Origin of the sequence: Amycolatopsis rubida, assembly GCF_900115345.1 — a bacterium.
GTDB lineage: Bacteria > Actinomycetota > Actinomycetes > Mycobacteriales > Pseudonocardiaceae > Amycolatopsis > Amycolatopsis rubida.
On record NZ_FOWC01000009.1, the window covers coordinates 305,893 to 319,569 of the forward strand.

The following is a 13,677-nucleotide window of genomic DNA, read 5'->3' on the forward strand; positions in this document are numbered from 1 at the left end:
TCGTGGCACAGCGATACGATGAAGCCTCGCGTCGCAGGGGGAGCAGGCATGACCGAACCGTGGCAGTGGAACGAGCAGACCTGGCGGGGCCACGTCGATCGCGTGCGTGCCGGGCGGCCGTTGCGGCCGGAATCCTGGCCGGGCGGGGCGCGGGTGGCCGTGGCGTTGTCGTTCGACTCCGACCACGAGACGATCTCGCTGCGCGACGGCCACGTGCTGCCGGGCAAGCTCTCGCAAGGCGAGTACGGCTCGCGGGTCGGCGTGCCGCGGGTGCTGAAGCTGCTGGAGCGGTTCGGGGCGCCGTCGACGTTCTTCCTGCCCGCGGTTTCGGCGTTGCTGCACGACGGCGAGGCACAGTCCTATGTGGACGCCGGACACGAGGTCGCCTTGCACGGCTGGATCCACGAAAGCAACGCTCAACTGCCGCCCGCCGCCGAACGCGACCTCACCTTCCGGGCCGCCGACACGGTGGAACGGCTCACCGGCACGCGTCCGGTCGGCATCCGCACCCCGTCGTGGGACTTCTCCGAAAGCTCCCTCGCGATCATCCGCGAACTGGGCCTTGCCTACGACTCCTCGTTGATGGCGGACAACGACTGCTACGAGATCCTCGCCGACGGCGAACCGACCGGCATCGTCGAGCTTCCGGTGGAATGGATCCGCGACGACGCGCCGTATTTCACGATGAACCGCTTCGGCTCGCAGCGCCCCTACACTCCGCCGCGGGAAGTGCTGCCGATCTGGCGCGACGAGTTCGACCTCGCGCTGGCCGAGGGCGGCCTCTTCCAGCTCACCATGCACCCGCACATCATCGGACATCGTTCCCGCATCACGATTCTCGCCGAGCTGCTGGAGCACATCGCTTCGCACGACGGGGTTTGGTTCGCTACGCACGCGCAAGTCGTCGACTACGTGTCAACGCCGATGAATGACAGCCACGACAATGCCGACGGCCGCGGCTAACGCTCCAGCCAGAACGAACGTCGTCCCCATCCCGACGGCGTCGATCACCGGCTGCGCGATCAGCGGCGACGAGAACTGTCCGAGGAACAACGCGGAGGTCAGCAATCCCAGCGACCTGGTCCGAACCCCACGCGACGCGGTGGAGACCAGCCATCCGTTGACGGTCGGGTTCTGCAACCCCACGCCAAGTCCGACCACGACCATGCCCAGCGCAGCCGTCCACAACGCACCCGCGCTACCCAGGACGACCAGCCCGACGGCGAACGCGGCGAACATCGCGATGGCCAGCACGGGGAAGGACCAGCGGGCACGCAGCCGGCGGAAGTTCAGTCCCACCAAGGTCATCACCAGGTTGACCGCGGCGATCAAGGCTCCGGCGACAGCCGGTCCCGCGCCGCCGACTTCGGCCAGCCAGAACGGAGCCTGCGTCGGAACGGTGTAGAAGACCACGACGCCAATGAAGATCAGCGCGTACAATCCGAGCAGGCGCGGTTGCCACGGCGACGCGGCAGTGGTGGTGTCCGTCGGGTCGGCTGGCTGGCCGGGTGCGTCGGGAACGAATCGCAGCACGAGCGCCAGCATCGGAATCGCCAGCAGGTAAATGGCGAAGGGCCCCCGCCAGTCCAGCGCGGCCAGCAATCCGCCGAGGAGCAGTGCGACGACGCCGCCGAAACCCATTGCCGCACCTTGTAATCCGAGCACCCGGCCGTGTTCCTCGGGATCATGGTGGTCGGCGATCAATGCGGTGGACGTGGTCATGATCCCGGCGATGCCGATCCCGAGCACGGCCCGTCCGACGAGCAGCGCGGGAAGGGAATCCAGCAGCAGACCGGATCCGCCGCCGACGGTGTAGAGGGCGAGGCAGGCGAGCAGCAGAGGTACGCGTCCGGTCCGGCCGCTCAGCTTGGCGAGCAACGGTGCGGACACCATGATCGCCAGCCCTGGCAACGTAAGCACCAGCCGGACGAGAAGTTCCGCGTGCGGTTCGGCGGCGAAGTGCCGCTGCATGCCCGGCAGGGCGGGCGTGATCGTGGCGCTGGCCATGATGGTCATGGTGCTGACGCCGAGCAGCGTCGCCAGCAGGGATCTCGGTGGGCGCCGTACTCCGGCGTCAGTCGTTTCGGTCACGAGGCCGAAGATAGAACCTAAAGTTAACTTGAAGTCAATGCCGAGACCGCGTGCTGGAACTGGGGTGCGGTGGGAGCGGAATCCGGTACGGCGAGCCAGATCAGGGACGCGCCGTTGAGCACCGCGTGGTACAGCTGCGCAAGCCCGGCCAGCTCGGACGGCGGAAGTTGCGGATGGACGGCGCCGAGGATCTTCGTGAGCGCGTCGGTGCTCTGCCGCATCGCCGGTGCCATCGTTGTCTGCGGATCGCCGCTACGGACGAGACGCGTGAGGTGTTCCAGCGACGTCAGCAGGTGGGTGTGCACTGAGGCGAACGCCTCGGGCAGTCGTCCGCAGAACTCGGCGAAAGTCTTGCCGGGTTCGGCTCCGGCCGGGGTCTCGCGGAGGGTTTGTTCGATCCAAGCGCCCAGTGCGTCGCCGATGGCTTCGGTGGCGGCTTGCGCCAGCAGCGCGTCTTTCGTGCCGAAGTGATAGCCGATCGCGGCCAGGCTGACGCCCGCTTCGGACGCGATGTCGCGTGCGGTCGTGCTCAGGCCGCGTTCGCGCAAGTAGACGCGAGCGGCTTCCAGAAGATCCTCTCGGTTGCCCGCGGGCCACACCTCACCCGGCTGTCTGAGACGACGTCTTGCACAATGTTCTAGGCTGGCATCACCTTCAGACCAGTGAAAACACCAAGGATGGTGATCAGCGCCGCCGTGCTCGAACGCGCGGACGGGCCGCCGATCGGCGGCCACACGGTGGGCTTGCGCGGGCACGGTCAGGACGTCCTTCGCGAATGGGGCTGCTCGACGACGTGCTCGCGTCGCGGGCGGCGGAGGAGCGGATGGTCTCGGTCGGCCGGGACGGTCGCGAGTTGTGGCGGATGCCCGCATAGGACGTCGAGATTGGTCGCGGGGACCTGAACGCGGTGCTGGAGAAGGCGTCCACCGCGGACGTCCACTATGGAGAACACTTGGTAGACGTCGACGTCACGGCCGCTGGCGTTCGGGTGGAGACCGGATCGGCGCGGACCTCCTGGTGGTTGCTGAGGGAACCCGGTCACCTGTCAGGACACGGGTGTTTCCCTCCCCGCGAATTCGGCTCCGACATGCGGATGTTCGCTGGCGGCGGGGTGACGGTCGCCATCCGACCGGGGCGCGGCGGTGGCCAAGCGTTGATCGCGGTACGCGCCCCGCGACGCGAAGACTTTGCCCGAGGTGGTGCGGCGCAGCGGAAATTCGTCGCGGACAGCATCAAACGGGCCGGGACAGCGGACGATTGGCACCTGCCGTCAGCGCTCGACGCGATCGCGCACGACCCCGGATTCTACTGCGACGAGCTGGTGAAGGTCGCCGCTCCGTCGCGGTCCGCTGGGCGGGCGGTGCTGCTCGCCGATGGCCGGGCACGGCACCGCGATGGCGATCATGGGCGCGGAGGCGTTGGCCGCTGCGGTCGAGGCAGGCGACCTCGGCAGTCACGAAACCCGGATGCGCCGGTTCGTCCACTGGGGACGACGACGCTCAAGCGGTGGGCTCCCGACACTGTGAGGCAGGCGCGGCGGAGCGCGATGGCGATGCGGATGTTCACGCGCACGCCCCTGCGCCGCTTGCTCGCGCGGGCAGGCAACCTGCCCCCGTGGTATGCCTAGCCCTACCTCCAAGACTATGGGAAAGCTGATCGAAACCGGGCAGCACGCTGGCTAATCTGGATCTCGTGGCTACCGTCTCTACGACCGCGAAACCGCGCACTGTGCTGGATGCCTTGCCGCATCGGACGTTCCTGATTTCCTCCTGGCCGTGGCGGGCGCTGCTTTACGGGCTCAGCACCGGGCCGATGACGCTGCTGTTCGGCCTTCCGTTCGGGTGCTGCCTGCTGCCGCTCGCGGTGCTGGTCAGCCGCGTCGTGCACGGGCAAACCTCCGACCTGGGGCTCGTCGCGGTGTTCTCGGTGTTCGGCATGCTGTTGTTCCTGAGCGCGGGCCCGGCCTGGGCGGCGGTGGTCGCCGGGGTCGAACGGCAGCGGCTGCGCATCGTCGACCTCAATCCGGTGACTGTCCCCTTGGGACCGATCGGCGAACCGGGCTGGTGGCCCCGAATGCGGACCCGGTACACGGAACCGGCGGCATGGCGCGAACTCGGGTACGCGGTTCTGTTGTGCACCGCGATTCCCGCGTTGTACTCAGTGGCCGGAATGGTCGCGTTGTTCGCGGTGGTTCTGGTGGCAAGTCCGCTGCTCGTCAACGCGAATGACACGATTTCCTTTGGCTTCACTGAAGTTTCCACCCCGGGGGCGGCGGTGCCGTACGCGCTGGCCGGTGTGGTGCTGCTCGTGCTGTCGGGCTATCTGCTGTCCGGTTTCGCTGGTCTGCACGCGATGCTGGCCCGTTCGCTGCTCACCGACGGGGCCGCTGAGAAGCTCCGCGGCGAGCTGGCCGAGGTGTCGCAATCCCGCACCCGGTTGTTGTCGGCGTTCGACGCGGAACGCAAGCGCATCGAACGCGATCTGCACGACGGCGCGCAGCAGCGGCTGGTCGGGCTGAGCCTGCAACTCGGGCTCGCGAAGGTCGATCTGCCACCGGATTCCGCGGCGGCGAAAGCGGTGTCGGACGCGCATGACCAGGCGAAGAAGCTGATGGTCGAGCTACGCGAGCTGATCAACGGAATCCACCCGCGCGCGCTCGCTGAACTCGGTTTGCCCGCCGCGTTGGAGGAACTCGCCGACGGCTGCGCGGTGCCGGTCACCGTGGACGTGGTGGTGCCGGTGCGATTGCCGGAATCGGTGGAATCCACTGCCTACTTCGTGGTGGCCGAGTCGCTGACCAACGTGGCCAAGCATTCCGCGGCCAGTTGCGCCTCGGTGACCGCCGGAATTGCCGGCCGGGTGCTTACCATTGAGGTATGGGACAACGGAGCTGGCGGTGCTGAGCCGTCGCGCGGCACGGGGATCACCGGGTTGAGCGACCGGATTGCCGTGCTGGGCGGACGGATGTGGGTGCGCAGTCCGATCGGCGGGCCGACTGTCGTGCGAGTGGAGCTGCCGTGCTGAGGGGCGAGCCGATGCGGGTCGTCCTCGCCGAAGACGAGGTGCTGCTGCGCGAGGGATTGTGCGGTTTGCTGGAGCGGTTCGGCTTCGAGGTCGTCGCCTCGGTCGGCGATGCCGAGGGCCTGCACGCCGCCGTGCGCGAGCACGATCCGGACCTGGTGCTCACCGACATCCGGATGCCGCCCGGCCATTCGGACGAGGGGCTGCGTGCCGCGGTCGAGCTGCGCCGCACGCGCCCGGAGCTGGCCGTGGTGGTGCTGAGCCAATACGTCGAACACCACCACGCGGCCGAGTTGCTCGACTCCGCCGAGGGGCGCGGGGTCGGCTACCTGCTGAAGGACCGGGTGGTCGACGTCGAGGAATTCGTCGGGACGCTGCGCCAGGTCGTGGACGGCGGCACGGCGGTGGATCCGCAGGTGGTGCGCCAGCTGCTGCGCCGCCGGGCCGACCCGCTCGCCCGGCTGTCGGCGCGGGAACGGGAAGTCCTGTCGCTGATCGCCGAGGGGCACTCCAACGCGTCGATCGCCCGGCGGCTGGTGGTGTCCGAAGCCGCGGTGGGCAAGCACGTCGGGAGCATCCTGTCGAAACTCGACCTCCCGCCGACGGACGACGGGAACCGTCGGGTGCTGGCGGTGCTGGCGTTTCTTCGCGGTAACGGCTGAGGCGGTGCGAGCGCGGTTCGCGCTCGCACCGCTGGGTTTACTGATCCGGGCTAAAGCAGGCCGACCCTGAAGCGGCACGCAACCGTTGCAGCGAAGTCATTCGGCCGTGGCTGTGGCCGGATTAGTAACGATCGGCACAGTGGGCCGCGTTCACCACCGCGGTCAAGCTGGCCGCGAGTACTGAACGATCGCGCCCGGCTGTCCATTGTGTACCGCTGTCAGTGCGATACTCCAGCAGAGTCAACGCTTCGCTGTCGTTGCCGGAGCCGATGCTCGTTTGGTGCAAGGCCACGATGTCCACCTTCCGCCCGTGCTCGCCGAGCGCCGCGGTGAGCGCTTCGACCGGTCCGGTTCCGGTGTGCGTGCTGGTGTGCTCGATCCCGTCGACGCGCAGGGTGATGCTGGTGTGTTCGTCGGCGGAGTTTTCGAAGCGAGACAACGCGATTGCCGGGTTCGGCTGGAGGTAGGCGGCTTCGAAGAGCTGCCACAGTTCGGTCGCGGTCACCTCGTGGCCGGAGCCGTCGGCGTGGTCTTGGACGCGGCGCGCGAAGTCGATCTGCAGCCGCCGTGGCAGCGTGATTCCGTACTCGTTTTCCAGCAGATAGGCGATTCCGCCTTTGCCGGACTGCGAGTTCACCCGGATCACGGCGGCGTAGTCGCGGCCGAGATCGGCGGGGTCGATCGGCAGGTACGGGACGCGCCAGTCCAGTTCGTGCGCGGGCACGCCGGTTTCCGCGGCGCGCGCGTGGTGTTCGGCGAAACCCTTCTTGATCGCGTCCTGATGGGTGCCGCTGAACGCGGTGTGCACGAGGTCGCCGACGTACGGATGCCGGGCGTGGACCTCGATCCGGTTGCAGTACTCGACAGTGCGGCGGATCTCGTCGATGTCCGAAAAGTCGATCATCGGGTCGACGCCCTGTGCGTGCAGGTTGAGCGCGAGCGTCGCCAAGTCGACGTTGCCCGTGCGCTCGCCGTTGCCGAAGATGCAGCCCTCGACGCGTTCGGCTCCGGCCAGCACGGCGAGTTCGGCGCAGGCGACACCGGTGCCGCGGTCGTTGTGCGGGTGCACGGAGAGGATCACCGAATCGCGGCGGGCGAGGTTGCGGTGCATGTACTCGATCTGGTCGGCGTACACATTGGGCGTCGCGATCTCGACGGTCGCTGGCAGGTTCAGGATCACCGGACGGTCCGGGCTCGCCTGCCAGGTTTCGGTGACCGCGTCGCAGACTTCCAGGACGTAGTCCGGTTCGGTGAGGTTGAAGACCTCGGGGGAGAACTCGAAGCGGATGTCCGGCAGGTCGCCGGCCGCGCGCAGAACGTCGCGGGCGCCGTCGAGGATCAGTTCTTTCAGCGACGCCTGATCGTGGCCGAGGACCACCGTGCGCCAGGTCGGCGCGGTGGCGGTGTACAGGTGGATCACGACGTCGTTGCGGATGCCGCGAACGGACTCGACGGTGCGCTCGATCAGGTCACGCCGCGCCGGGGTGAACACGACGATGGTGACGTCTTCCGGGGCCAGCTCGGTGTCCGCGAGCAGCCGGACGAAGTCGTAGTCGGTCTGCGAGGCGGACGGGTAGCCGACCTCGATTTCCTTGTAGCCCATGCTGATCATCAGCTCGAAGAACCGGCGTTTGCGCGCCGGGTCCATCGGTTCGGCCAGTGCCTGGTTGCCGTCGCGCAGGTCGACCGGCACCCAGAGCGGGGCTTGAGTGATCCGGTTGCCGGGCCAGGCGCGGCCGGTGTTGGGGACGTCGACGCGCTGGTAGACGTCGCGGTAGCGGTACGACGGCATGCGGGAGGCTCGCTGCCGGTTCCCAACGGTGTTCATCTGCGGTCCTTCAGGTGGTCGGAAGCCGACCGGCGCGCGTGCTTGCCCCACGGCGGGGGGCCGGTCCGGTCAGGCCCCGCCGTGGCGGCGAAGGAGAAGGAAGCGTGTGAACATCGAGGCGAAGCGTAGCACAACTCCTCAGACAAGTAGCGGGGTTAGGGCAGGCCGCCGCGGCGGGCGGCGCGAGCGCTTAGGATTGGCCCGTGGAGCTGGAATTCGTGCGGACCTTCGTCGCCGTCGTGGACGGAGGGCAGTTCCAGGAAGCGGCCGCGGAGCTGGGGATCACGCAGCAAGCAGTGTCCAAACGCGTCGGTGCGCTGGAACGCGAGCTAGGCGTGCGGTTGTTCACCCGCACCGCCCGCGGAGCCCGGTTGAGCAGCGACGGCGAGGCGTTCCTGCCGCACGCGCGGGTGCTGCTCGACGCGGAGAAAAGCGCGCTCGCCGCAGTGCGTCCGGAGAAGCGTCCGCTGCGGGTGGACGTGCTGAACCGGCGGACCAAGTCGGCGCATCTCGCACTGAGCTTCCACCGGGCGTTCCCGGAGGTGGAGCTGGAGGTCGTGACCACCGGTGCCGAGCTGAGCTTCGACGCAGCCGTCGCCGCGGTCGCGGCCGGTTCGGTCGACGCCGCGTTCCGCGGTGTGCCGAAGCGCGACCTGCCGGGCGGCGTGACGAGCGGGGTGGTGGACTACGACGCGCACGAGCTGCTGGTCGGCCCGCGCCATCCGTTCGCTGACCTGCCGTCGGTGCCGATCGCGAAGCTCGTCGGCCATCGGATCTGGATGCCGGGGCTGTCGGCGAGCACGGAATGGGGCGCGTACTACGCGGAGCTGGCCGAGGCGTTCGACCTGACCATCGACGTGTCCGGCCCGGTCTTCGGCAACGAAACGATGCTGGACGAACTGGCGACGTCGCCCGGCCTGTCGACCTTCGTGGGTGCTGGCTCGCGTTACTTCTGGCCGGACGAATACGACCTCCGCCGGGTGCTGGTGGTGGACCCGACGCCGGTGTACCCGATGTCGCTGCTGTGGCGGCGGGAGCCCGCGCATCCGGACGTGCGGAAACTGCGTGATCACTTGGTGACCGGACAGGAACCAGGAGACGGGGTTTGGCTGCCCGGCTGGGAGCAGGCGTAATCAGAGCGGATGTTCGTACCAGACGTTCGGCTCGACGTATACGCCCAGATCCTGTTCCGTTGACGCGAGCACCGGTGCGATTCCGCCGGGCACGACGGTGTGACCGTCGTTGAGCCGGATGCCGGTCCACTGCTCCCACTGCGCGAGCGTGCCGGTGACGGTCATCGCGAACGGCGCGATCTTCCGGAACTCCGCGCCCAGCCGCTCGTGACTGCGCAGCCAGGGATCGGCTCCCCGGCCGAGATAGTCCACAATGGACTCCATGGGTGGTTTGCCGGTCGGCCGCACCGGCACGACCAGCCGGGAAAGCCCAGCCCGGCGTGCCCGGTTCTGCAACTCCACGAGCGCCTGGGCGGCAATGCCTTGCCCGCGCGCGGATTCCGCGACGTATACCTCCAGCGCGACCAGCGTGGTGGGTTCCCGCCTGTCGAGGTGGTCTTCGGCAGCCCAGACGAGGGCGCCGTCCCAGCCGTGGTCAGGCAGTTCCGGTCGCTCCGGGGCGGGGAAGGCGACGGGAATCGCCGCCGCTCGCGCTACCGGAACGCCGTCGTCGAGGAGGACCAGGAAGAACTCGGGAGCAATCCGCCGAGAACTGGCCAGCCCGGCGGTGAGGCCTCGGCCGAGGAACTCTCCGCCGACGAATCCCAGCTGGAGCGCGAGAACGCGCAGCTCGGGCCGGGTGGCAAGGTCTTCGATGCGCAGCACGACGCCCTCCAGTTCAGCGCACCGGAAGCGCCGACCTCCGCCTTCCGAGCGCCGCCGGGTCGAGATTCGCCCGGGTTCCGGCCCGGTGCCCCTCCCGGTACCCCGATCCCGACAACCGGCGCGGGCCTGCCGAACGCAGGTCGCCGTACTCGCGGTCGAAGGCCTGCTGCACCAACGCCGTCCGGTCCCGCACCACCAGTTCCGCCGACTTTCCGCCTGCGACATCGGAGTACGTCCGCGCGGCATTCTCCTCCGCCGCGGTCAGCCGCTCGTGCACCGCACGCGCGAACCCGTGCAGCCAGGTCCGCCGGTACGCCGCCAGCGATTCGCGGAACACCCGTTCCTCCGGCCGCACCCGCGTGAGCTGCGTGCTCGCCTGCAGCAACAGGCTGGTGAACAGCAGCTCGACCCGCGCGAGATCGGTGCGGAAGCCGAACACAGTGACCTCTTCGACCCCTTGGCCGACCCGGTGCAGCAAGGTCCGGCAGCGCAACGGGTACGCGATGCTGGTGAGCAGGCTGGCTTTGTCGCGGCTGTAGGGATTGGAGATCGGCAGCTTCAGCACCGTGATGTCGTCGCCGCTCTGACCGGACGCGGCCAGCATCGCGTTGTCGATCCCGTGCCGCGCGATCAGTTGCGCCGCTTTGGTGTTGTACAACTCGGCTTCGGCGGGCGTGACGGCCGGATCCTCGGCCTTGGCCAGCAGCTTCCGCACGCGCTCCAGCAGCGTGTCGTGGTCGGGCATGACCCCCCTCTCCAGCAGGCGCGGCCCGTGCGGACCGGCATGGGGTGCACGGTAGGCGTGGGGTACGACAATATTCGATCAGATGTTCGGGCGTGACACTGGGCGCCCGGTTCGTCGCGGTCCTACGATCGGGACGTGTCTCCGCCCGTCACGCTGGACGTCGCGGTCGTCGGCTCGGGGCCGAACGGCCTGGCCGCGGCTGTGCTGCTGGCGCGGGCGGGGTTGTCGGTCGAGGTGTACGAGGCGGCGGACGGGCCAGGCGGCGGGGCGCGGTCGAAACGGTTGTTCGACTCTGACGTTATCCATGACATCTGCTCGGCAGTCCATCCGATGGCCGCGGCTTCGCCGTTCCTCCGGCAGTTCGATCTCGACCTCTGCCATCCCGAAATCCCGTACGCGCACCCGATCGACGAGAAGACCACAGCGATCGCGTACGCGGACCTCGACCGCACCTGTGCGCGGCTAGGAACCGAAGGTGCGCGCTGGCGTCGCTTCATGGCACCACTGATCGAGCACAGTGCTGAGATCACCGAAGTGCTCCTCGGCGACCTTCGCCGCCCCCCGCATCCGCGTACGGCGGCGTACATCGCGACGCGCGCTCTCATGGCGAATTCCTTCAAGAGCAAGGAAGCGGCAGCACTCATAGCTGGCGTCGAGGCGCACGCGCTCGGCAAGCTGCCCTCACTCATCGGCGGCGGTATCGCGGTCCTGCTGGCCCATCTCGCGCACACCACAGGCTGGCCAATTCCCCGCGGCGGTTCGCAACGCATCACCGATGCTCTCGTCGCCGACATCGAGGCCCACGGTGGCCGCGTACGCGCCAACGCGCGCGTCACCGACGTACGCGAGTTAGCGCACGCGCGTGCTGTCCTCTTGGACTTAGCGCCTAAAGGCGTCCTCGACATCGCGGGGTCGTTGCTGCCCCAGCAGTACCGCAGAGCGCTGGAGAACGTCCGCTACGGACCGGCCGCGGCGAAGGTCGACTTCTTGGTCTCCGAAGCAATCCCGTGGCGCGAAAAGGAACTCGCCCGAGCCGGTACTGTCCACATCGGAGGGACGAAAGCCGAGGTGCACGCGGCGGAAAACGCCGTCGCTGCCGGAAAGCGGGCGCGGGATCCGTTCGTCCTCCTCTCCCAGCCAATGATCGCCGACTCCTCGCGCGGCCGCCCAGGCAAACAGCCGATCTGGGCCTACGCCCACGTCCCGCACGGAGATCCGCTCGACCCGACCGCCGCGATCATCCGCCGCGTCGAACGCTTCGCCCCCGGTTTCCGCGACACGATCCTCGCCTCGCGGGCGATCCCGGCGAGCGATTTCGAGGCCTACAACGCCAATTACGTCGGCGGGGACATCGCGGCCGCCGCGGTCACGCTGCGCCAGGTGCTGGGCCGTCCGGTCCTGCGCTGGGACCCGTACCGAACCCCGTTGCGCGGCGTCTACCTGTGCTCGGCCGCGACCCCGCCCGGGCCGGGGGTGCACGGAATGGCCGGCCAACACGCCGCGGAACGCGTGCTGCGCAACGAGTTCGGCTATCGCCCTGGCCGGACCAAGCCGGTTTCGTAGGCGACGACGACCGCTTGTGCCCGGCTGGAGATGCCGAGTTTGGGCATGAGCCGGTTGAGGTGCGTCTTCACCGTCGCCTCGCTGACCAGCAGCCGGGTCGCGATTTCCCCGTTCGGCATCCCCGTGCCCACCAACCGGAGCACCTCGCGTTCGCGCTCGGTCAGCCCGCTCAGCTCCGGTGCGGGCTCCGCGGGCGGCGCGCTCGTGTACGCCTCCACCAGCCGCCGCGTGACTGTCGGGCCGAACAGCAGGTCCCCGCGCGCCACTGCCTGGATGCCGGAGATCAGTGTTTCCGGCGGGCTGTCCTTGAGCAGGAACCCGGCCGCGCCGGCCCGCAGCGCGCGGTACACGTATTCGTCGAGGTCGAAGACGGTCAGGATCAGCACACGCGGGTTCTCCGGCCCGGCGAGGATGCGGGCGGTGGCCGACACGCCGTCGAGGCCGGGCAGCCGGATGTCCATGAGGATCACCTCGGGCCGCAGCCGCGCCGCCTCGTGCACGGCCTCCAGCCCGTCGCGCGCCTCGCCGACGACTTCGACGCCCGGCGCGGCGTTGAGCAGCGCGACGAGGCCGGCGCGGACGAGATCCTGGTCGTCCACCACGAGCACACTGGTCACTTCGGTTCTCCGCCGGTCCGGTCCGGGTACGGGAGGGTCAGCACCACCTCGAACCCCGCCGGCTCGCGCGGTCCGATTTCGATCTCGCCACCGTACATACGTGCCCGCTCCCGCATGCCGACGAGGCCATGACCGGCGGGATTGCCCTCGGCGCGCGGACCGCCGCCGGAGTCGGCCACGCTCAGCCGCAGTGCGTCGGAGAGGTACTCGACGTCCAGCGTGGCGAAGGAACCCGGCGCGTGCTTCAGGACATTCGTCAGCGCTTCCTGCGCGACCCGGTACGCGCACAGTTGCTGCCCAGAAGGCAACGTCCGCCGCGTTCCGGCGACCCGCAGCCGCACGGTCAGCCCGGCCTCGCGGACCCGGCCGACCAGCGAGGGAAGCTCTTCGAGACCCGGCTGTGGGCGGTATTCGCCCGGCTCGTGGTGCGGTGGACGCAGCACGCTGAGCAGGCGGCGGAGTTCGTCGAGCGCCTCGGTGGTCGTGCCGGTGATCGTGTCGAGCGCGCCACGTGCGGTGTCCGGCGCGGACTCGAAGACGTACCGCGCGAGGTTGGCCTGCACGGAGATCACCGACAGATGGTGCGAGACAACGTCGTGCAGCTCGCGGGCGATGCGCAGCCGCTCCTCGACGACCGCCAGTTCGGCGCGGTCGGCACGTTCCGCGGTCGCGTGCAGGGCGAGCCCGCGGAGATAGATGGAGTGTCCAATAAGGACGGTCGCGGAGGCTTGCAGCACCGCGATCACCGTGTCGCCGATCGGGTTCGCGCTGTCGCCGAGGAGCATCGTGACCTCGAAACCGGCAGCCGCGAACAGCGACGGCGGCCAGGCTTGCCGCGCCGGGTAACGCGCCCACACCGTGTACGCGGCGATCAGCAGGTCAGGACGGCCGAGCGTCGCACGGTACCCGGCCAGCGCGAACGCGCCGACCAGCAGGGTCACCGCGAGCAGCACGCTGATCGGGTAGCGCCGCCGGACCGCCAGCGGCACCGCGCCCGCCGCGGCGAACAGCAGTCCGAATAGTCCCGGCCGGTCGCCGAGGGAACCGTGGTGGACCGCCGCCCCGGCGAAAAGGAATAGTCCGACCGCAGCCGCCAGCAGCGAATCCGTGCCCAGCGGCCGCGCCCGCAGGATCCGCATCACACGCCGAAACTACCTTCCTGACCGGCGGTTTCCCAATTCCGTACCGCGATCGCGGCAGGCCGCCTACCGCCAGGGTTTACCCAGGGCTGCGGCGAAGGGCGGATTCCGCGGACGGGATCGAGCGTTACGGTCGGTGCTGAATGGTCATCCCATTCCCGCTGTTCGGCGGA

General features: G+C 68.9%; 13 protein-coding genes. 6 read left to right on the forward strand and 7 right to left on the reverse strand.

Going from position 1 to position 13,677, the window contains the following annotated elements; genetic code table 11:
- Positions 1 to 48: 48 nt before the first annotated feature.
- Positions 49 to 963, forward strand: coding sequence for a polysaccharide deacetylase family protein (locus BM362_RS30965; RefSeq protein WP_093575506.1), 915 nt, complete (start codon positions 49 to 51; stop codon positions 961 to 963).
- On the opposite strand, the gene BM362_RS30970 is transcribed toward BM362_RS30965, so the two are convergent.
- Positions 916 to 2,091, reverse strand: coding sequence for an MFS transporter (locus BM362_RS30970; RefSeq protein WP_067575503.1), 1,176 nt, complete (start codon positions 2,089 to 2,091; stop codon positions 916 to 918). The genes BM362_RS30965 and BM362_RS30970 overlap by 48 nt on opposite strands.
- Positions 2,092 to 2,114: 23 nt before the next feature.
- Positions 2,115 to 2,690 carry a TetR/AcrR family transcriptional regulator gene (locus BM362_RS30975; RefSeq protein WP_167545499.1) on the reverse strand — a complete coding sequence of 192 codons (576 nt, stop codon included), beginning with the start codon at positions 2,688 to 2,690 and terminating at the stop codon, positions 2,115 to 2,117.
- A 774-nt stretch (positions 2,691 to 3,464) separates the two neighbouring features.
- On the opposite strand from BM362_RS30975, the gene BM362_RS47745 reads away from it, so the two are divergent.
- From BM362_RS47745 to BM362_RS30985, 3 genes are all read left to right on the forward strand, one after another.
- Positions 3,465 to 3,617, forward strand: coding sequence for a hypothetical protein (locus BM362_RS47745; RefSeq protein ID WP_167545500.1), 153 nt, complete (start codon positions 3,465 to 3,467; stop codon positions 3,615 to 3,617).
- Between the two features lie 166 nt (positions 3,618 to 3,783).
- Positions 3,784 to 5,115, forward strand: a complete 1,332-nt coding sequence (locus BM362_RS30980) for a sensor histidine kinase (protein ID WP_208865389.1) — start codon at positions 3,784 to 3,786, stop codon at positions 5,113 to 5,115.
- Positions 5,116 to 5,126: 11 nt separating this feature from the next.
- Positions 5,127 to 5,774: a response regulator gene (locus BM362_RS30985; protein ID WP_093575567.1), complete on the forward strand. Its 648-nt coding sequence runs from the start codon at positions 5,127 to 5,129 to the stop codon at positions 5,772 to 5,774.
- 121 nt (positions 5,775 to 5,895) lie between these two features.
- Here the strand turns inward: BM362_RS30985 and BM362_RS30990 are convergent, their stop codons facing one another.
- Positions 5,896 to 7,602, reverse strand: coding sequence for a 2-isopropylmalate synthase (locus BM362_RS30990; RefSeq protein WP_093575508.1), 1,707 nt, complete (start codon positions 7,600 to 7,602; stop codon positions 5,896 to 5,898).
- Between the two features lie 203 nt (positions 7,603 to 7,805).
- On the opposite strand from BM362_RS30990, the gene BM362_RS30995 reads away from it, so the two are divergent.
- Positions 7,806 to 8,735, forward strand: a complete 930-nt coding sequence (locus tag BM362_RS30995) for a LysR family transcriptional regulator (RefSeq protein WP_093575509.1) — start codon at positions 7,806 to 7,808, stop codon at positions 8,733 to 8,735.
- Here the strand turns inward: BM362_RS30995 and BM362_RS31000 are convergent, their stop codons facing one another.
- Positions 8,736 to 9,437 (reverse strand): GNAT family N-acetyltransferase, encoded by a 702-nt coding sequence (locus BM362_RS31000; RefSeq protein ID WP_167545508.1) that lies wholly within the window; start codon positions 9,435 to 9,437, stop codon positions 8,736 to 8,738.
- A gap of 16 nt (positions 9,438 to 9,453) precedes the next feature.
- The gene (locus BM362_RS31005; protein WP_067575511.1) at positions 9,454 to 10,185 is read right to left on the reverse strand and encodes a DUF2786 domain-containing protein; all 732 of its coding nucleotides are present in this window, start codon (positions 10,183 to 10,185) and stop codon (positions 9,454 to 9,456) included.
- 135 nt (positions 10,186 to 10,320) lie between these two features.
- On the opposite strand from BM362_RS31005, the gene BM362_RS31010 reads away from it, so the two are divergent.
- The gene (locus BM362_RS31010; RefSeq protein WP_093575511.1) at positions 10,321 to 11,748 is read left to right on the forward strand and encodes a phytoene desaturase family protein; all 1,428 of its coding nucleotides are present in this window, start codon (positions 10,321 to 10,323) and stop codon (positions 11,746 to 11,748) included.
- Here the strand turns inward: BM362_RS31010 and BM362_RS31015 are convergent.
- Entirely contained in the window at positions 11,715 to 12,365 is a 651-nt protein-coding gene (locus BM362_RS31015; RefSeq protein ID WP_093575512.1) for a response regulator, read from the reverse strand. The two genes, BM362_RS31010 and BM362_RS31015, sit on opposite strands and share 34 nt — an antisense overlap.
- Positions 12,362 to 13,504, reverse strand: coding sequence for a sensor histidine kinase (locus BM362_RS31020; protein ID WP_093575513.1), 1,143 nt, complete (start codon positions 13,502 to 13,504; stop codon positions 12,362 to 12,364). Before BM362_RS31020 ends, BM362_RS31015 begins: the two co-directional genes overlap by 4 nt.
- Positions 13,505 to 13,677 lie beyond the last annotated feature (173 nt).